This window comes from Streptomyces sp. NPDC001393 (assembly GCF_053597455.1).
This window is the reverse complement of record NZ_JBSFIH010000094.1, coordinates 1-18,958: the sequence shown is the minus strand read 5'-3', so window position 1 is coordinate 18,958 and position 18,958 is coordinate 1. Positions and strand designations below refer to the sequence as shown.

General features: G+C 70.6%; 15 protein-coding genes and 1 pseudogene. 5 read left to right on the top strand and 11 right to left on the bottom strand.

Annotated features, from left to right (window positions below):
• The first annotated feature begins 235 nt into the window (after nucleotides 1–235).
• Together ACWC2T_RS43870 and ACWC2T_RS43865 are read left to right on the top strand one after the other, a co-directional pair.
• Nucleotides 236–745, top strand: a complete 510-nt coding sequence (locus ACWC2T_RS43870; RefSeq protein ID WP_450675887.1) for a hypothetical protein — start codon at nucleotides 236–238, stop codon at nucleotides 743–745.
• A 232-nt stretch (nucleotides 746–977) separates the two neighbouring features.
• Nucleotides 978–2,546, top strand: coding sequence for a trypsin-like serine protease (locus ACWC2T_RS43865; RefSeq protein ID WP_450675886.1), 1,569 nt, complete (start codon nucleotides 978–980; stop codon nucleotides 2,544–2,546).
• Between the two features lie 382 nt (nucleotides 2,547–2,928).
• Here the strand turns inward: ACWC2T_RS43865 and ACWC2T_RS43860 are convergent, their stop codons facing one another.
• From ACWC2T_RS43860 to ACWC2T_RS43815, 10 genes are all read right to left on the bottom strand, one after another.
• Nucleotides 2,929–3,819, bottom strand: a complete 891-nt coding sequence (locus ACWC2T_RS43860; protein ID WP_450675885.1) for a hypothetical protein — start codon at nucleotides 3,817–3,819, stop codon at nucleotides 2,929–2,931.
• 379 nt (nucleotides 3,820–4,198) lie between these two features.
• On the bottom strand, nucleotides 4,199–5,083 hold the full coding sequence (locus ACWC2T_RS43855) for an extensin (RefSeq protein ID WP_450675884.1): 885 nt from the start codon (nucleotides 5,081–5,083) through the stop codon (nucleotides 4,199–4,201).
• Nucleotides 5,080–6,018 (bottom strand): C40 family peptidase, encoded by a 939-nt coding sequence (locus tag ACWC2T_RS43850; RefSeq protein ID WP_450675883.1) that lies wholly within the window; start codon nucleotides 6,016–6,018, stop codon nucleotides 5,080–5,082. Before ACWC2T_RS43850 ends, ACWC2T_RS43855 begins: the two co-directional genes overlap by 4 nt.
• Nucleotides 6,015–7,004, bottom strand: coding sequence for a replication-relaxation family protein (locus ACWC2T_RS43845; protein WP_450675882.1), 990 nt, complete (start codon nucleotides 7,002–7,004; stop codon nucleotides 6,015–6,017). The genes ACWC2T_RS43850 and ACWC2T_RS43845 overlap by 4 nt, the downstream gene beginning before the upstream one ends.
• A 48-nt stretch (nucleotides 7,005–7,052) precedes the next feature.
• A complete protein-coding gene (locus tag ACWC2T_RS43840) occupies nucleotides 7,053–9,458 on the bottom strand; it encodes a type IV secretory system conjugative DNA transfer family protein (RefSeq protein ID WP_450675881.1) in 2,406 nt (801 codons plus the stop codon).
• On the bottom strand, nucleotides 9,455–11,254 hold the full coding sequence (locus ACWC2T_RS43835; RefSeq protein WP_450675888.1) for a VirB4 family type IV secretion system protein: 1,800 nt from the start codon (nucleotides 11,252–11,254) through the stop codon (nucleotides 9,455–9,457). The genes ACWC2T_RS43840 and ACWC2T_RS43835 overlap by 4 nt, the downstream gene beginning before the upstream one ends.
• A gap of 44 nt (nucleotides 11,255–11,298) precedes the next feature.
• Nucleotides 11,299–12,252 carry a PrgI family protein gene (locus ACWC2T_RS43830; protein WP_450675880.1) on the bottom strand — a complete coding sequence of 318 codons (954 nt, stop codon included), beginning with the start codon at nucleotides 12,250–12,252 and terminating at the stop codon, nucleotides 11,299–11,301.
• Nucleotides 12,253–12,257: 5 nt separating this feature from the next.
• On the bottom strand, nucleotides 12,258–13,889 hold the full coding sequence (locus tag ACWC2T_RS43825) for a hypothetical protein (protein WP_450675879.1): 1,632 nt from the start codon (nucleotides 13,887–13,889) through the stop codon (nucleotides 12,258–12,260).
• A 365-nt stretch (nucleotides 13,890–14,254) separates the two neighbouring features.
• The gene (locus ACWC2T_RS43820; RefSeq protein ID WP_351216027.1) at nucleotides 14,255–14,632 is read right to left on the bottom strand and encodes a pilin; all 378 of its coding nucleotides are present in this window, start codon (nucleotides 14,630–14,632) and stop codon (nucleotides 14,255–14,257) included.
• 337 nt (nucleotides 14,633–14,969) lie between these two features.
• The gene (locus ACWC2T_RS43815; protein ID WP_450675878.1) at nucleotides 14,970–15,758 is read right to left on the bottom strand and encodes a hypothetical protein; all 789 of its coding nucleotides are present in this window, start codon (nucleotides 15,756–15,758) and stop codon (nucleotides 14,970–14,972) included.
• Nucleotides 15,759–16,225: 467 nt separating this feature from the next.
• Between ACWC2T_RS43815 and ACWC2T_RS43810 the strand changes: the two genes are divergently transcribed.
• Nucleotides 16,226–16,882: a hypothetical protein gene (locus tag ACWC2T_RS43810; RefSeq protein ID WP_450675877.1), complete on the top strand. Its 657-nt coding sequence runs from the start codon at nucleotides 16,226–16,228 to the stop codon at nucleotides 16,880–16,882.
• 23 nt (nucleotides 16,883–16,905) lie between these two features.
• Nucleotides 16,906–17,884: pseudogene (locus tag ACWC2T_RS43805) on the top strand (TRM11 family SAM-dependent methyltransferase).
• Nucleotides 17,885–18,122: 238 nt separating this feature from the next.
• Here the strand turns inward: ACWC2T_RS43805 and ACWC2T_RS43800 are convergent.
• Nucleotides 18,123–18,500: a hypothetical protein gene (locus ACWC2T_RS43800; RefSeq protein WP_450675876.1), complete on the bottom strand. Its 378-nt coding sequence runs from the start codon at nucleotides 18,498–18,500 to the stop codon at nucleotides 18,123–18,125.
• A 3-nt stretch (nucleotides 18,501–18,503) separates the two neighbouring features.
• Here ACWC2T_RS43800 and ACWC2T_RS43795 point away from each other — a divergent pair, with 3 nt between their 5' ends.
• Nucleotides 18,504–18,887, top strand: a complete 384-nt coding sequence (locus tag ACWC2T_RS43795; RefSeq protein ID WP_450675875.1) for a hypothetical protein — start codon at nucleotides 18,504–18,506, stop codon at nucleotides 18,885–18,887.
• The last annotated feature ends 71 nt before the right edge of the window (nucleotides 18,888–18,958 follow it).

The window sequence follows — 18,958 nt, the reverse complement described above, 5'->3', positions numbered from 1 at the left end:
GAAAGGGCTCCCACTTCCTCGCCTTCCTCGGCCTGGCCGCCGCCCTGACCTGCTACAAGAAACTCGCGAAACTCGCCACGTGAGACAATCTCTTATGGTCGTTTAATTGAGTGGCGTGGCCCTGGGTACACGTGTTTGACTCCGGCGTCTCCGTGGCCGACCGGCCCTCGCCTCACCCATGTCCCGCCACAGGCCACGCTCCGGCTCAACATGCCCTTACCGCAAGGAAATCCACATGAAGCTGGCACGAAGGATCACCACCACAGCCGCGGCTGTGGCGGCTTGCGCTGCCGCATTACTCGCGGTCACCGACTCCTCCCATGGCAGCGCAACACATGCTCCGGTGACGGCGGCCAACGACCTACCCGGCTATGCGATCGAAGACTTCAACTATCCGAACGCCGACAAGGTCAAGGCGGACAAGGGCATCACGCTCAAGCGCGGCGACGGCCACATCGTGCTCGCCGACTGCTCCTCCGCTACCGGGCTGCTGGAAGTGTGGTCGCGCAACAAGGAAAAGGTCTGTTTCCGTACCATCGGCACCTCGGGCTACCTCACTCTCGAGATCCCTTCGGTGTTCGCGGTCAAGGGCTCGGCCGATCACACGGCTGACGTCACCCTCACCGGTCCGGACAGCGCGTCGCAGCAGGTCCAGGTCGCCAAGGGCAGTTGGACGCCGGTCGGGGAGTCGGCTGATCCGCAGACCCGAGAGTTCGTCCTCGTCGAGATCCGCACGAACAAGTAGCCGGCGACCGCACATCACACGCACCCCCACCAAGGGCGCCTCGCCTCCACGGCCCTACCGCCGCAACCGCCGTTCCAGCCTGGCGGTGAGACCGGCGGCTAGTTGCCGCAGCGGTGACCTGGCAGCGGACAACCACCCAAGCCTGTCCCGCCCGGGAATCCGCGATGCCCGGAATGCCGTTCGCCGGCGCCCACCTTCAGACCACCGCTCGATACGACCCATTAGGACAATGATGCCTGGCTCCCGTTCACGTAGCGCGTGGACCACCGGCCTGCTCGCCGCCGCAACGGTGGCTGCCACCGCCGCCGGAGCGTTACCTGCTACCGCGCTGTCCGGCCCGGAGGCTCCCGCGGCCTACACCTTCACTGCCGCACTCGACGTCGGTGACCAACGGGGCTGCTCGGCCACGCTCGTCGCGCCGCAGTGGCTGCTGACCGCGGCCAGCTGCTTCGCCGACACCCCTGGCAGCAGCGTCGCCACCGGCGCACCGAAGCTGAAGACGACGGCCACCATCGGCAGCGGCACCCAGCAGGTGGTCAACCTCGTCCCGCGTACCGACCGGGACGTGGTCATGGCTCAGCTGGCTACGCCCGTCAGTGGCATCACCCCGGCCCCGGTGGCCGCCACCACGCCCGCCGCTGGGGACCAGGTGCAGGCCGTCGGCTATGGGCGCACGCACGACGAGTGGGTGCCCGACCATGCCCATTCGGCCGCCTTCACCGTCTCCAGCGTGGGCGCCACGACCGTCGACTTGGCCGCCTCCGCCGACGGCGCCGCGATCTGCAAGGGCGACACCGGCGGCCCCGCCTTGCGCACCGACAACGGCATCACGGCGATTGCCGCCGTCCACAGCCTTTCGTGGCAGGGCGGCTGCCTGGGCACCGACGCGGCCGAGACCCGCACCACGGCGGTCGACGCCCGCGTCGACGACATCGCCGCCTGGATCAAGCAGGTTGCCTACAGCACAACGTTCGCCGGCGCACCCTGGCAGGACGCCGAGCAGATGACCGCCGGCTACTACACCGGCGGCTCAGCCGGCGGCACACGCCATATGGACCTGATCGTCCGCTGGAGCGACGGGGAGGTCACCCTCTACCAGGGCGGCCAGGCCAATGATCCCGCCCATCCGTTCGCCGCCGAGTACCAGCTCGCCCCCCGCAAGAGCATCTGGACGCATGCCGTCTCGATCAACAGCGTCAACGCCACCGGCGGCAGCACCGACGGTCTCGTCGTGCGCTGGAACGACGGCGAGATGACCCAGTACACCACCGTCGATGCAGGCGGCTTCCACGGCGAGAAGCAGCTCGCCCCATCGAAGACTCCCGCCTGGCTCAACGACGCGCACCTTCTGGTCGCCGGCCGCTTCACCCCGGGCGGCCACCGCGACGACTTGCTGGTGGACTGGAAAGACGGCCACGTCTCGCTGTTCAGCGACCTGGCAACCAACGGGCTGACCAAGCAGACCCAGATCACCGCCAAGAACACCACCTGGACCTATGCCAGCCAGTTCACCACCGGCTCCTTCACCGGAAACAGCACCGACGACCTGCTGGTGCGCTGGGTCGACGGTGAAACCACCCTCTACCCTGGCCTGACCGCCAAGGGCCTGCCCGCTGAGGTCAGGATCCGGCCCCGGAACTCGGACTGGGCCGACGCCGCTGTCGTGGCCGCTGGCGCTTTCACCACCAACACCGCCGCCAACGACATCCTCGTCCGCTGGAAGGATGGCCACGTCTCCCTCTACACCGGCGTGGACGCAGGCGGCCTGCACGACCAAATCCAACTCAGGCCCGCAGGCTGATGCCCCCCGGGCACGACCGCGGGAAAGATATTGATGGACGTTTGATATTGGTTAGCGCTGGCCGTTTCCAAATGCTTTGCCGCATAGATCGCTAACGCGCGCGGCCTGAAACACCTAGAAGCTCCCTATTGGTAGGGAGCTTCTAGACATTGCTAGACCAGGCGGAATTTGTGCAGCATATGCGAGCTAAACAGGCGGCCGCCTATACGGCGATGGCCGCGCCGACGCTACGGCCACCAACGCGCTCAGCCACTTCGCCAGTAGCCCCTGGCCCTTTCGTTTCTATGTCAACGCCCGCTTGCTGGAAAGAGCTGCACAGTGGCCGGGCTGGGCTCCCAATGCCCGGGAGAACCAGCCCGATTAACTGCGTTGTGCAGGCCAGCTATGCGTCGGCCGGCGGTGTTTCCAGCCGGTAGGTGCGCGGCCGGTCGCTTACCCGCTTGGCGATGCCCTCCTTGACCAGCTTGTCCAAGGCGTTGGCGATGGCCCCCGAGGACTTCTCGATGACTCGGCTGATCCTGGTAGCGGTGAACGCCTCGTCGGGATGTGCCCGCAAGTGGTCGATGACCAGCTGGCGGAGCGCTCCGGGCGCGAGCCGCTTCCTTTCGCCCACCTGCGTGGCTGCTGTCGCCGATTCTGTCGTCGGCTGTTCGGGGCTTGCCTGCCGGGCGTGTTCGGGTGTGTCCTCGGTCGCCGGGCCGTCGTTGTTTCCGGCGTGGTGTGCGTGGGCTTCGTTCTCGACGCCTTCGTCGGGGTGCTTGCCGTCCTGGTGCGCGGTGTCGTGTGGTGCGTCGGCTACGGATGCGATGGTGGCGCTCGACGCGTCGTCGGTGCTCGATTCCTCGCTGTCGGTTGTGGTTGCGGAGGTCGGGGTGCTCTCGTCGTCCGTGTGGCTGGCGTGTGACTCGGATGTGTTGGCGGTGGAAGGTGCCGAGTCAGTGGGCGTGGCATCCTGCGCACCGGAGGCGTCGCGGCTGCTGGTCCAGGCAGTGGGTGCGGCGCGCCAGCGGTCGGGGTTGCGGCGCGGGCCGTCGTGACCGCCGGGGGTGCGGATGGCCAGGCCTTTTTCCTCCAGGGTGGCCAGGGCCTTGCCGGTGGTGGAGCGGCCCAGGCCGGCGGCGAGGGCCAGCTCGGCGGTTGTGGCCCCGTCGTTGTCGGTGAGGGTGATCAGTTCGGCGTAGACGGCGCCGGTGGCGACGCTCAGTTGGGCCAGTGGTTCATGGTCGGGTACGGCATGCAACGTCTGCGCATGGTTGGTGGTGTTGTCGGACATGAGAGAGCCCCTGTTCCGTCTGATGGCGGGTGGGTGAGGTCCCCGGCCGGGGGCGGAACCGCACGGGGTGCGGGCCGCGGACGTTCGCTGGGCGCGTGCGCATCGCGTGTCTCCCGCGCGGACATGGCCGTGGCATGGGCGGGTTCACGGATTCCCCGTGGCCCGCCGAGCCCGTCGGCCACGACCATGGACGCTCTGCTCCAGCGGGAAGTCAAGCGGGCAGTCGCTTCCGGATTGGACCAACTCAGAGGATGCGTAGGATCGTTGGATGTGCGCGGTGGGTCGGGCGTGTGCCGATCGGCGAACGGAGCTGGAACACACCGTCCACCGGGTCCGAGCGGTCCCGGGGCTGTGACCGATCGGGTGGCGGGCGACCGCTTCAATGGGCGGCGGTCGGTGGTGGGCCGTGATCGCGTGCCAGGAGCTGCTCGCGGATCTGTTGGGCGCGCCGTGGCCCGATGCGCAGATCGGTGCGCAGTCGCCAGACGCTGATCGGTTTCCCGGTGTTGGCGCGGGTTGCCTCGTGCAGTGCGACGGCGCGTGGCCACACGTCGGCGTCTGCCGCCATTTCGTCGGTTGGTGGGGGACCTGTCGCCAGCGGGGCACGGTCGCGTGTGTCGTGGCCCGTGTCGAGCCGTTCGTGGTTGGTGTCCGTGGTGGCGGGGATGCCGATCGCGACGGGCAAGGGACTGGTTCGGTCGCTTGGGTCTGGGGCGGAAAGTGGATCGGGACGGTCGGTATCGCAAGCGCTGGTCTCCTGGGTCGATCGGGGCGTGCTGGGAGCGGGCAGGGGGTGCTGACCGGGAGAGCTGGTGGCGATCCGTTCCATGAGGTCGGTGATGGTGCGTCGGTAGGCGGCGATCGTTTCGGTCAGGGCGATCAGGAGCAGGGCCGGTGTCAGGTGCAGGAGGACGGCTGCTGGATCGGCCTGGTGGGGCAAGCCGATCTGTCCGTCGGGCCACAGGCTCTCCCAGGAGTTCATGAGAGCGGCGGTGCAGCCGGCGCTCCAGCGCAGAGCGGTCGACCAGGCCGGTGGGCGGATCCCCCAGGAGGCCAGGCGTGCGTCCACGTATAGGACTCCGGCGAGCGCGGTGCCGATCATCGGGTCGAGGAGGATGGCGATGGGCAGCGGGACGTTGCGGCTGGTGGCGAAGCGGGTGACGTTGACGGTGGTGAAGACCAGGGCGAGGAGTCCGACGGTGCACAGGACCCATGTCATGGTGCGCAGCAGGCCGACGGCTTCACGGGCGGCGATCTGCTTCACCGGGCATCGCCTTTTCGCAGTGAGGGCCGTGTCGCGCCTTGGAAGGTGGGGGAGTCGGTGCGGGCGGGGCCTTGGCGTACGACGGCTCCGGGGTGTGGGGCGTCGATGGCCTGCCCGGCGCCCGTGTAGAGGGCGACGTGTGTGATGGCTCGCGGGCTGTTGCCGAAGAACAGCAGGTCGCCCGGGAGTAGTTGTGTGCCCTGGGGGAGGCGGGGGCCGGCGTCGTACTGGGCTTGTGCGACGCGGGGGATGTCGATGCCGGCGGCATGGTAGGCGGCCTGGGTCAGGCCGGAGCAGTCGAAGCCGCCGTCGGCCGGGCCGTCTCCTCCCCACACGTAGGGGGCGCCGAGCTGGGCGCGGGCGAAGGCAATCGCCTTTCCGGCGGCCTCGGTCGGGGCGGGGGCGGCGGCCTCGTATGTGTGGGCGATGTTGAGGACTTGGTTCACGTAGGCGTCGGAGTGGTTGTAACTCCAGATGGCGTGCCGCAGGTTTTTGCCGTTCTTCGCGCCGTTGGCGCACAGCAGCCGGGCGGCGGCGTAGACGGCGTCGACCGGGTCCCACGGCGTGGGCGGCGTCCTGCCACCCGCTGGCACGGGGCGGGCGTATGCCTGGAAGGTGGACGGCAGGAACTGCATCGGTCCGACGGCGCCTGCCGAGGAGACCATGGTGGGGTTCCGGGCGTGGTCGGTCTCGACCTTGCCGATCGCGGCGAGGATCGTCCAGGACAGGCCCGGGCACTCGGGGGCGGCGCGCTGGTAGAGGGCGAGCATGTACGCGGGGATGTCCGTCAGCGCCTGTCTGCTGGGCGAGGCTGCCACGCTGCCGCCGGAGGACAGCCCGCCCAGCAGCGCGGCGATGGCGAGGGCGGGCAGCATCGGCAGGGCGAAGACCGCGCAGCCGATGCCTCCGGCGGTCTTGGCGAACAGGGAGCTCACGCCCCCGCCTCGGGGGCGGGTGGGAGCGGGGGCACGGGGAGGGTGAGGGCGGTGTCGGCGTCGGTCGGTTCCACTTCGGTAGCCGGGCCGATGCCCGGCCAGCGGGCAGCGAGGTTCGTGAGGGTGGTGCGGCGGGTGTCTCCGGGACCGAGCGGGCTCCACCAGGGGCCCCAGGGCTCGGTGGTGGTGAAGTCTGCGGACGAGGTCGCGACGTGCAGGCCCAGTTCCCGTGCGGGGGCGGTGAGTCGGCGCCGCAGCCCTTGGTCGCGGGAGGCGGTGCGGGTGTGGATGAGCAGGGCCGGCCGGGCGCCGGCTGTCGTGGCGAAGGCGGCGTAGCCGGTGAGTTTGGCCTCGACGCGTGCGAGGGTCTGGCTGCCGGTGTCGTATTCGAGGAAGAACGGCAGCAGGTGCTCGCCGTCGCGCCAGTGCGCGTAGGCGTCGGGCCGGACGAGGTCGCCCCAGCGGCGGGCGCAGGAGCGTTCGGACAGCCAGAGTGGGAGGCCGGTTTCCGGGGTGGTGCGGCCGTGGGCGGCGAGGTGGGTGAGGAGTTCGTTGACGCCGAGGTCGTGGCCGAGGGAGGGGGAGTAGGCGATGCGGCCGGTGTGGCTGGGGCGCCAGCCGAGATTGGCGAGGTCGCATCCTGTGTGTGCTGCGAGGACGGCGGCGCCGGCGGGGCCGAGGGTGTAGTGCTCGGGAGCGGAGCCGGTCTGGGTCAGGGGGCGGAAGGAGTCGAGGACGGCGTGCTGGTGCAGGGTGCGCAGGCGGCGTTGGGCCGAGCGCAGGGATGTGTAGGCAAGGTTGGCGATCTGGTGGGTGGTCAGGACGCGGTGTTCGTGGAGCATCCGTGTCAGCCAGAGGTCGCGGGCGGTGAGGGTGCGGGAGAGCGCGGCGACATCGGTGTGGCGGGCCGGGCGGGGCCGGGTGGTGGCGGTACGGGCGGTGTAGCGGGAGCCGGGGCTCACGGCGGGTCGGGGCAGAGCGGGCATGGAAGATCACCACCGGAAGGAGACGGAGAACAGGAGTGAGGGTGTGGCTCAGGGGCGTGTGGCCGGGCGCGGGCCGGTGCGTCCGCCAGCTGCCGCGCGCAGGTCCTTGGCCCGGCCTGGTACCGGGGGTGGCAGGGGGCGGGTGGTGAGGGTGAACGCGGCGGATTCGGCGCCGCCGGTGAGCAGGTGGGCGGCGGCCTGGTAGGGGCCGAGGTGGGCGAGGTCGTGCGCGGCTACCGTCGGGAGCGTGTGCCGTTCGAGGGCGCCTGCGTCTTCGGGGGAGGCGTTGAAGAAGATCTTGTTGCGGGCGTTGGCGGAGATGCCTTCGCGCAGGTCGCGGGGGAGCTGGGCGAGGTGTTGGTGGGCCAGCAGCATGGACAGGCGGTAGCCGCGTGCCTCGGCGAGCATGTCCTCCAGCGGGTACGGCAGGGTCAGGAAGTTGTGTGCCTCGTCGATGCTGAGCGTGGCGTCGATCCGGGCGTGCTCAGGTGTGCGGGCGCGGGCGGCGGCGGCCTGCCAGGTTCCGGCGACGATGAACGAGCCCAGGAGCCGGGCGGTCTCCTCGCCGATCGCTCCCTTGGGCAGGCGGGCGAGCAGGATGCCGCCGTCGAGGACGCCGGCGAGGTCGAAGGTGGAGGGGCCGGCGGCGATGGCGCGGCGGGCGAAGTCGCGCAGCAGGAAGGCCCGCAGCTTGTTCATCACTGGGCCGACCACGGCCGCTCGGGAGGGCTCGGACATGGATTCGTACCAGTCCCAGAAGCCCCGCAGGACGGGGTCCTTGAGCGCGGGGATGATCCGCAGCCGGTAGGCGGACTCCCCCAAAAGACGGGGCACGTCGGCGAGGGTGACCAGCTGGTGGGTGCGCTCGCGGTGCTTGAGCAGGGTGAGGCACGCGGCGCGCATGACGTCGTCGGTGCGCGGCCCCCAGAACGCGGTGAAGATCCGGCGGAAGATGCCGGTGATGTTGTCGACGACGACGTCGATGTCCGCACCGTCGAGCACGTTCAGACAGGGTGGGGTGTGAGGGTCGTCGGGGTCGATGAGGACCAGCCGGTCGGCGCAGGTGTCCGGGAGGCGGTCCAGGAGGTCGGTGACCAGGTCGCCCTTGGGGTCGATGACGATGACGCCGCGGTGGTTGCACACGTCGTCGAGGACGAGGTTGGCGATGAGGGTGGACTTGCCGGAGCCCGTCGCGCCCATGACATGGAGGTGGTGGCGGGCGTCGGCGACCGCGAGCCCGACGCCGCGGCGGGCACCGGTGTCGGCGAGGCCGAGGGGCTTGACCCCGTTACCGGGCGAGGGTTCGGGAATGCTGGGCGGGGGCAGAACGGAGCGGGCACCAGCCCGCTGGAGGCCGGGTGCGTCCGCATCGGCGGGCAGGTGGGCCAGAGCGGCGAGTTCCGGGACCGACAGCAGCGCCGGCCGCGCGAACGGGAAACAGCGCCTGCTCAGATGCGGTTCAGGGTGGCGTAGGCGGGTGCGCGTGAGGTAGTTGCGGTCGGCGTACAGGCCGAAGACCGAGGCGAGCGCGTGGGCCCGGCCGCGCGCCACATCCTCCGCACGCTCCACCTTGGTCGAGCAGGTGGCGGCGTAGGTGAGGACGCACTGCCACTGCGGGCCGGAGAGCTTCGTGGCCGTTTGTCGTACGGTGGCGCCGTGTTCGGGGTCCTGTTTGCCTGTGGCGGGGGGCTGGGCGCGGTGGAGGAGGAGTGCGGCGAGGGCGAGTGGCCGGGCGGGCGTGTGTCCGGCTTTCAGTCTCCGGGCCTGGCGGCGGGCTCTGCGCAATGCGCTGCCGGTGGCCGGGCGGGCCAGGATCTGCACGCACGCGGTCTCGTCTTCGCCCATGCCGGTGGCGGCCTGGAGCAGCGCCCGAAGCGGGTCCGTGGCATGGTCGGTGCGCAGCGGCATCACGTCAGGACGGGCAGAGCGCAGCCGACCGGCGGTCACCGTGTGGCCGGGCGGGAGGAGCGGGGCGGGCCCGGCGATGCGGGTCTGGGCGCCGGGCCAGGCGGCCTCGACGGCGCGGCGTACCAGGCCCAGTGGCACGGTGCCGGGCAGCCACAGCCGGATGGACAGCCCGGTGTGGGACCAGGTGTATTCGAAGGCGAGATGCGGCTGGCCGGTGGTGATCCGGCGCCACCAGGGGCGCAGGAGACCGGCGAGCTGGGCCCACAGGACTTCACCCCCTCGGGGAGCGACCGTGGGCGGCGCGAGGACCTCCACGCAGCGTGCGCCCCGGGCGAGGCGTCGCTCGTGCCACAGGCGCAGGCGATAACTCAGCGCCGAGTGGCCGGCCACGGCGACCGCCGCGCACGAGGCGAGGATGGCAGCGTGGACCCCGAGCCGGCCGATGCCGTGGCCGCTGATCGTGGTCCAGAAACCGCCTGGGTCGGTAAGGAAGTCCACCAGGGGCCCGCCCGGCGTAGGGGCGGCGTAGAGGAGGTGCGCCGTCATGACTCCCATCCCGCCTCGTCACCGAAGGCGTCATCGCCAGCGGGATCCTCGTCTGCCAGATATGGGGATGCGAGTTCGCCCGGATCCGTCGTGATCACTTCGTGCTCGCCAGGTGCCGCGACGCTGATCAAAGCGACCTTGTGGCGGCGGTCCCCGGTCAACAGCAGCGCCTCACCGCGCGTCGCGGAGAGCAGGAACTCCCGCTCACCGTGGCAGAGATGGAAGCTCTCGCTGATCACCTCGATGGCTTGTGGAGCCTGGCGGAGCAGGATCTGGGTGGCCGCGTTGGAGACGATGGCCCGCCCGAGCGGGGAGGCGAGGACGTCATCGGCATCCTGGGTCACCAGCGCAAGGCCGGTCCAGCGTTTGCGAGCGGCCTTGGACATGCGGAACAGGAAGCCGGCACCCGCGCCGTCACGCATCAGCAGCCACGCCTCATCCACCACGACCAGATGCCGGCCCACTGGCGTGCGGTGAGTGACCTGCCGCCAGATCGCGTCCAGCGCGAGCAGCATGGCCGGCGCCTTGACCTCTTCCGGGAGCTGACGCAGGGCGAACACCACGAGATGCCCCGCGGTGGGAGCGGTGCTGTGACCGTTGAACAGCCGTGCGTGCGAGCCAGTGGTGAACGGAGTGAGGCGGTCGGCGAGATCAGATGCCGCTTCGCCTCCTTCCTCAGCCAGGACGGTGGCGAGATCGGCGAGGGTCGGCGGGGTGCGCTGCCAGGTGCGGGGATCTGTGGTGATTCCCGCGCGCGTGTAGGTGAGGAGAATGGCGCGGTCCAAGACTGCCTTCTCGGCCGCGGTCAGGTCGCTGCTCAGCAGGACGGCGAGGAAGGTGTGCAGGAACAGCACGCGCCGCGTCAGGACGTCCTCGCTGCTGTCCGGTGCCGCCGGAAGGTCGAAGGGGTTGAGGCGTACGCCGTCGGTGCCGAGCGCGATGACGTGCCCGCCGACGGTTTCGGCGAGCCGGACGTACTCGTCCTCCGGGTCGATGACCGAGGCCGTCACGCCCGTGAACAGCAGCCGGAGCAGTTCCAGTTTGGTCAGGTAGGACTTCCCGGCGCCGGAGCGGGCCAGAGTGATGGAGTTGTAGTTGTCCTGCGCGAAGCGGTCCCACAGCACAGGGGCGCCGGAGACCGCGTTGAGCCCGTAGAGCACCCCGGACGCGATGCCCTCCTCGTCGGTGGTGATCGGAAGGTCCGGGCTGGTGAAAGGGAAGCAGGCGGCGAGCGCGGCGGTGTCGAAGGTACGGCGGATCTTCAGGGTGTCGATGCCTAGGGGGAGGGTCGCGAGCCAGCCGGGCAGGGCCCGGTACGTGGTGGGGACGATGGTCATGAGCAGCGACTCGGCGACCGCCCGCACGGCGGCAGCCTGCTCGGCCAGGCTCTCCTCGTCTGGGGCGTGCACGGTCAGGTAGAAGGCGACGTGGAAGAGCTTTCCTTCGCCCCGGGCGATGCGATAGGCGAGATCGGCGGCATCTGCGGCGGCGGCTTCCACCTCGGGATCGTCCAGGTGGCCCTTGTCGAAGCCGGTGCGCCGACCGGACTCCAGGCGCGCGCGCTGTTTCTTCAGCCCGGCAGCGGCGACTGCGTTGGGCACGGGCTCGATATGCAGGGCGATGTCGAGGTGACCGGGGAAGTTCAGCAGCGGGGTGAGCCAGCCGGGGGTGACCTCGGCCGGGTAGCCGGTGACCACCAGCGTGGTGGCCACGTGCGCGCCGATCGCCAGGGCCCGCGCGTGCACCTCGATCGCCTCGGGACCCGCCACATCCAGCAGGTGGACGCCGTCAACCATCTGCGCCTTGGCGGCAAGGTTCCGGGTGCGCAAGCCAATCCGGGTCATACGAAGTCACCTTCCGAACCGTTCTCGGGCGGGGTGGGAGGGTCGGGGTTGCAGGCGGCACGGACCAACTGGGCGCTCTGCTCGGCGTCCAGCGGCGTGACAGTGATCTCGGCGGCAGTCAGCGCGTGGGCAGCCTCGGCCACGCGCTGACAGACCCGCCCTTCACCCGTGTGACGTCGCGTGCCCGGCGTCGTGACTTCTTCGCGGGCGACCAGCACGATCTGCCGACCGAGCAGGTTGCCGCCGGTGGCCAGGTCGGCGAGGAAATCGGCGTGCGCGCGGGCGGCCCCCTCCAGCGCGGGGTGCGGGAGCGCGGCGGCGTCGTGCTGCAGGGTGTCGGAGAGCGGGGTGAGGTCGATGCGGTGGCAGCGCACCAGCAGCTGGGTGGGCCCGGTCAGGGAGTTGAGCCAGCGCGCGAACGCTGCGGTCAAGCTCTGCTGCTCGGCAGGCGAGCGCAGTTCGAAATTGACCGTGGAGCACCAGGCGACGGCCGCTTTGCCCTCACCGTGCAGGTCGAGCACTCCTTCAGCGCTGATGCCGTCGTACGGCATGCGCATCGCGGTCGGGGACGGGCCTGCGGCTGCGGCCCAGCGGCCAGGAACGACGGTTGGCAGGGGCGATACGCCTTCGGGGGCATGTACTTGGCGTTTCGCGGTGCGGGCATGAGCGAGCGCGCAGAGCAGGAAGCGGTCGAGGCCGATGCCCTCCCGGCGGCCGACTGCGAGCGCGGCTGCCGCCCCGGCGATCGGGATGACGAGGACCGCGTACGCGAGCGGCGCCATGAAGGGGCGCGTGGCCCACCAGCTGCCGTACAGCACGAGAGCCGCGACAGCGAGGATGGCCGTCTGCCGGGCGGTGAAAGGCCCCAGAAGGCGGTCGGGGCGGGAGATGTCGGCCGGAATACGGGCGGTTGTATAGGGGGCGTCTGCCGCGTCATCGGATGGATGCATACGGGTTACCTCCGTGGTGGTTCGAGGGGCAGGCGCAGCTGCATGGGCCGTGGCGGCCGCACGCGGACGCGGCGGGCAGGAATGGGCAGGAATAGTTGGCGCCCTCGGGCGGCAGGGGCTGGCCGAACGGCCGACGGTGGCGAGGGCACGGCGCGGGCCCCTGGCGCAGACGCAGCGGGCGCAGCGCGGGCCGCCGGGGGCGGTGCCGGGGCGCGCTCGGCGTGGATGGGGAGCCACAGCTGGGTGGGCCTCGGCGGGCGGGTGGGAGTGCGCGAGGCGGCGACGGGCAGGGCCAGTTGCCGGATCTGCCGGGCCTGGGCGGGATGGAGCACAGCGCGGGGACCTCTCGGTGTACGGACGGCAGAAGCCGCCCTGGGACCGCGGCGCTGGGCAGCCCGCCCCGGTCGGGCAACGGCGCCAGGAGCGACGGCTGTGGCGGGGACCGGGTGCACACCAGCGCCGCCGGCGCGGCCCGTGCCGGGCCCGGCTGGTGCACCCGAGGAGGAGTGACCCGATGCTCCCCGGTGGCCAACGGGACGGGAGAGGACCGCAAGGCCGCGGGCCAGCAGGGCCCTGCCCCGGCCTCGCACACCTCCATGCCCGGATCCTGCGGCGGGCGGTCGGCCCCCACGGGGCCCGCTCCTGCCCCGTCCCGGACGGCCACCACCGCCACCTCCGCCACCTCCGGGTCTGCCACGGCCCAGGGGCGATCCGGCGCCCCCACCACCGCCGGGACGGCGACGCAGCAGGTTCATGCCCGGCAGGTAGTGGTCCATGAGCCGGTACATCGCCAGGTGCCTGAGCATCCGCACCCCGGTGGGTGCGTGCGGATGGTGCACGGGGGTGCCGCGCAGGACGACCTGCAGCGTCCAGCCGGGAATCTTGAACAGTGCCCAGAACAGGGCCACTCCGGCGAGCATCGTGCCCAGCTGGTCGGATTTCGGGATGCCCAGGGCGGTGGCGCCGGGAGCGAAGAACAGCTTCAAAGCGAGGATGAACGTCATCGACTGGGCGACCTGGATGGTCAGGCATCCGGCCAGACCGCGCCACCACAGGCGGGCGACCGGATCGGTCAGAGGATGGGCGTGACACGCCAGCATCAGGGGCGCGAAAGCGGCCAGAAGCGCCATCACCGCGACGCGGACCATAAAGCCGATCAGCACCGCGAGCACCAGCGCCGTTGCCACGATCGCCAGGACAAGCAGGTACAGCTGCAGGCCCGGGGCGCCGAACAACGCGAAGGGCAGGACGCGTTCGACCATGCCCTGCCCGGCGTCCGCCATGTCGGTGGCCATGATCGCGTGGGCGAGGGCATTGGACAGGCTGATCGCCTTGCCCATCACGGTCAGAGAGGCGGCCGCCGCGACCATTCCCAACAGCAGGCGCGGGGCGATCTGCTGCAGGGCGTAGCGGTTCTGGACGGTCTCGTAGCCCATCACCGTGATGCCGCCCGCTGTCACGAACAGCACGTAGATCCCGGCGGTGATACTCAGCATCCAGCTCCACAGCCGTTTGATGTCGGCGTGCTTGGTGACATCGGGGGTGGCCAGCAGGGTGTCGGCGAGGAACTCGCGGGCCGGCTTCATGAGCTGCTCGATCAGCGTGCCGAGGAACGAGGTGATCGCGTTCATGATCATGCCGGGGATGTCGAGGAAGCCCCAGCCGGTCGCTTTGTCGCAGCCGACGCCTGCGGCCTCGCACGCGGAAGGGCTGGCCCCTGGCGTCGGCTCGGGGGAGGCCGGCCGTGCCGGCTTCGGCGCGGGACGGCCCGGTGATGGCGTGGCGCCGGGCGTGGGATCCGGCCTTGGTCCGGGCTCAGGCGCGGGCGAAGACGCTTCGGGGCCGGGCGCGGGCTGCGGTTCGGGCTGAGGCGGATCCGGGGCTGCCGGGGCGAAGGCAACCGTACTCACGGCGTCCGCGGAGTCCGCCTGGGCAGGCGGAACCACGACGAGAGCAGCCAGGAACAGCAGCGGCAGGACACGGCCAAGACGCCTGGTGCGCATCACCGCTTGCCCCCGCCCGCACCGACGATGCCCTGCAGCACCGTCACAATCACCGGGGCCAGGATCGCCAGCCCATAGCCGATCGCCGCGGCCCTCAACCCCCGCTTGGCGGCCTCTACTTCGCCGGGATCACCGCCGGCCATCAGGTAGCGGAGCCCGCCGAAGGTCAGAAACAGGGTGGCGAGCCCGGCCAGGATGCCAATGATCCAGTTCCGCAGATTCGTGATGACGGTCGGGATGTCCGCGACCGCCCACACGTACGGTGGATCCGCCAGCAGCGCCCAAGCGGTGCAGGCAGCGACGAATCCCAGCCGGAAGAACCACCGGCCGAGCGACCGGACCACCGGCCGGTACGGCCGACGGAGCCTTGCGAGCATGGCAGCAGCCTCCAGGGGCACACAGCCGGACAGGACGGAAGCGGGTGCAGGAGCGGGAGCGCCCGGGGGAGTGGGAGAGGCAGGCGCGCGGTGAGCAGAACCCTGGACCCGGGGCCGGCCTCCTTCGAGGTGCCACGGAACGGGTTTCTCGGGTGTCAGCACGAGACGGTCGTGCTCACCGCGCGCCGTGCGGCGCCCTGCCCGGGGCGTCGGCCGCCGCCCCGGAGCGAAGCTGGCGGCTTCGTCCGAAGCCGGGCTGGGCCGCCGTCACCCGTGAATAGGGAGGCCCATGGCTGGAATTGACATCCAGCCGTCGGAGATCACCCATTCGGGCTCCCTACCGGCTCTGGACCTGGCGTCGCAGATATCCGGCCAGGTGCTGCTCGGCGGCGCTGCGGTGGCGGTAGAGCTGGCGCACGCTCACCCCGCGCTCGGCCGCGAGCCGGCTCATGGGCTCGCCGTCGAGGCGGGTACGGGCGATCAGACGCGCCTCCGCCACGTCGACAACCCGGGCCTGTACGGCACGGGCCAGCACCGTCATCTCGTCCACCGGCTCACCGCGATCCACCTGGTACGTGGAACACAGGTCGTCGAGCGGCACGGCATGCGCGCCGGTTTCGCGGGTGGCATGGCGGCGTGCTGCGTACACCAGCCGGTGCACGGCCCGGTCGGCGGCGCTGAACAGTTCCCGGTCCACACGCTCCATGCCGGAGTCGACCGTGTGCAGGGCCGTGGCCACGGCGGCCAGCGCCTCCTGCTCGACCTCGGCACGCTCCAGATGGACGGGGCGGCCGAGCCGAGCAAGCATCCGGCGCAGCACCGGCACGGTCATGGCCACGGCGACCACATCCCACGGTTCGCCGAGGGCGTGGGCTCGCCGGACCACCTCGCGCCAGGTCTGCTCGCGCTGGTCGGCGCGGGTGGAGGGGTGGGCCAGGTGAGTGCGGATCCGGTCGACCGGCCAGGCTGCGCGGTCGGGTTCGTCGCAGACCAGGTGCGCGGGAAAGGTGAGCGGCTCAGAACCATGGGCGAGGGCGAGGAACGTCTGTTCCAGCTCTCCGAGCGGGGAACGAAGGGTGCTCTGCGGGCGGGCGGCGGTGGAGGGATGGAGGTGGCGGTGGTGCATGGTGCATCTCCCGTGACGGTGTGGACGACTTCCGCCGCCACCCCTCCCAAGCCCCCGTGCCACCGCCAGCCCACCCACACGCCAGTGCCGCGTCACCACCGGTCGAAGGGACCGGCATGTGCGATGGCCCGGCTCCGCCACTCCCGCGATGGGCTGGAAAGACGCCTCAGCCGGAGCAGCGCAATTCGAACACGGAATTTTTCGCCCTCAATCTCAGCGCCACCATGGGGCTCACCCTCGGTGGTTCGGTAGTGGCTCGCAGCTGGCACGCGACTGGCTCGCACGCAAGGTGACCTGCGTCAACGCCACACCCGGCGAGGAAAGGCCGCGGCGCCCGCCTCGCACGCGGAGCGACTGCCAAGGAGATCGAACACCTATGAGGCGATGGCGAAGATCGACCAGCAAGTCCCTATTACCCACGTCAGCACGAGCACGGCCGGAACCTCACCCCGGGCGCCGCTCAGCCCATGCCGAACCCCATCGCGCGCCGCCGTCGTACCGCCCACCTGCTGCCGACGACCGTATGGCTCCCCGGCCCGGACGAGCCCAACGCCGCTCCCATCCCGTGCGCGGTACTGCCCGCCTGGGCCCTCGACAAGATCCGCACCGACTTCGTCGGACGCCCCGCCGACCGGCCCGCCCCACTCCTCAAGATCGCCATCCGGGACACGGCACCGGCCATGGACGCCCGCATCCCCACCACTCCCTTCACGACCCCGGCCGACGACGAGGGTGGCGCCAGGAAACCCTCCCTACTGCTCGCCGAAATCCACCCCGACACCCTCCCCGCCCCCACTCACGACCTGCCGTCCGACCCAAGCGGGGTGCCCGGCGCACTGGAGGACGGCTGGCCCGGCTTCTTCCACCGCGCCCACCGACTCCTCCCCGACTACGGACTTCTGCTGCTGGCCACCCGCCAGCACCGGGACGCTGGACACCTCACCGACCCGCTGGGAACACTGATCGCTTCCGCCCGCACCGCCGGCTTCCGCTACCTCCAGCACATCGTCGTCGCCTACGCCCGCCCGGTCGGCGACCACCTTGAACCCGTCCTTCCCGCGGACATCTCCCGCGGCGTCGCACACTGCGACCTGATCGCCCTGTCCGCGATCCGCCACGCCTAGACCAGGAAAGAGGAGACGCCGCCGTGCCCTTTCCCCTCTCGGTGTGGAACACCGCTCCCACCTCCGCCCCGGCGCAGCGCAAGGGCCGCTACGTGCCCGGCTCGGCCGCCCACCCCGCCAAGATGCTCCCGCGGATCGCCGCCCACGCCATCTCCACCTATACCCGCCCCGGCGATCTCGTGCTTGACCCGATGTGCGGCATCGGCACCACCCTCGTCGAAGCCATCCACCTCCACCGCAGCGCCCTCGGCGTCGAGTACGAACCCAAGTGGGCCGACCTCGCACGCCGCAACGCCGCCTCCGCCACCCCGAGAGGACGGCACCAGTGCTGGCGCCGTGCACTGCGGCGACGCCCGAAAACTCACCCAGCTCATCCCCGCCGCCCTCCACGGCCAGGTAGAGCTCGTTCTCACCTCACCGCCGTACGGAAGCTCCGTGCACGGGCAGGTCCGCTCCACCCGCGAGACTGGCGAACGCGGTGTGGTCAAGAAGGACTACCGCTACAGCCATGACCCCTCCAACCTTGCCCACGTCTCCACCGACCGGCTCCTGGACGCCTTCACCGAGATCCTCGCCCAGTGCCGCCTGATGCTGAGGCCCGGCGGCACCGTCGTGGTCACCACCCGCCCGTGGCGCGAACGCGGCGAACTCATCGACTTGCCGTCGGCAGTCCTGGCCGCCGGGAAGGCCGCCGGCCTGACTCCCACCGAACGCTGCGTGGCCCTCCTCGCGGGCATCCGTGACGGCCGTCTGATCACCCGACCGTCGTTCTTCCAGATGAAGAACGTACGCGACGCCCGCCGCCAGGGCATTCCGCTTGCGGTGATCCAGCACGAGGACGTCCTCATCTTCACCAAGGCGGTCAGTCCGACCAGAGTGTGCGACGGTGCGCTGACGTTGAGCAGGCCACGGTGCGCAAGCCGAACGACCCGGACACACGCCACCGAAGGCGTTTGCCGACCTTGTATCCACAGAACGCAAGCAGGTTGTGGCCGCCGCTGACCCATCTGACGGACAGACCACGACATGCGGAACTGGTTGGGCCACTTCTGCTGCACAGCTACCGAGGCTCGTCAGGCCCAAACAGCCTTCCGCGTCAGCCTGGACCACCACACCTGCCGGTTGGCCGGACGTGTACGGCTGCCAAGTGTGGCTTCACTGAACGCTGATGACGGAAGCTGCCGTGCCGATTCCTCACTCAGACTGGAACCGGCACGGCAGGCCTCGGCTTGCTGCCGGACTATGCAGTCGGCTCCTGGGCCGCCGCGCGATAGGTGCGCGGGCGATCGGTGACCTGTTCGATGAGGCCCTGCGTGGCCAGGGTGACGAGCGCATTGGCGACGGCACCGGACGAACGGTTGATCACGCGGCTGATCCTCGTGGCGGTGAAGGACTCACCGGGGTAGGCGTTGAGGTGGTCGATGACGAGCTGCCGGAGGGCTCCACGAGCAAGGCGCCTGCTTCCGCCGGGCGAGGCGGTCGCGGTGGTGACGGCTTTCGGCTGGAGGGCTGCGGAACACCGGGCAGGTGGCGGAGCGGACGAGGCGGCCCGCTTCGATGCCGACGCGTCGGACTTCTCGTCGGTGCCACGAACGGTGGACTCGTACGGTTCCCTCAACAGGTGGCTGCTGTCCGGTGCTGGCGCAGCCGCCTGGGGCGCGGCGATTGCCTGCGCAACGGGTTCCTCAGGAGCGCCGGGTTGTTTGAACGTCCGGGCCGGGGCGGTGTCGGTGGCGTGCCACAGGTCGAGCCGACGATTGGGGCCGTTCTTGATGCCCCGGTATCGGTGGGCCAGATTTTGCTTCTCGAGGGCGACGAGGGCCTTGAAGGTGCTGGAGCGGGCGGTGTCGGCGGCTTGGGCGATGTCATCGACGGTGGCTGGGTCGGTGAAGGCGACGAGCTGGGTGTAGACGTGGATGACGGCGGGGATAGCCCCGTCGATCGGTCGCTGATCGTGGTGTCGGGCATGAAGAGGGCCTCGCTTCCCGAAGGGCTTGAGGAGTGAGGCCCCGGCCGGGGCCGCGGCGGCCGGGGGGCGGGGGGGGGCGGGGGGGGCGCGGGGCGGGGGGTGCGGAG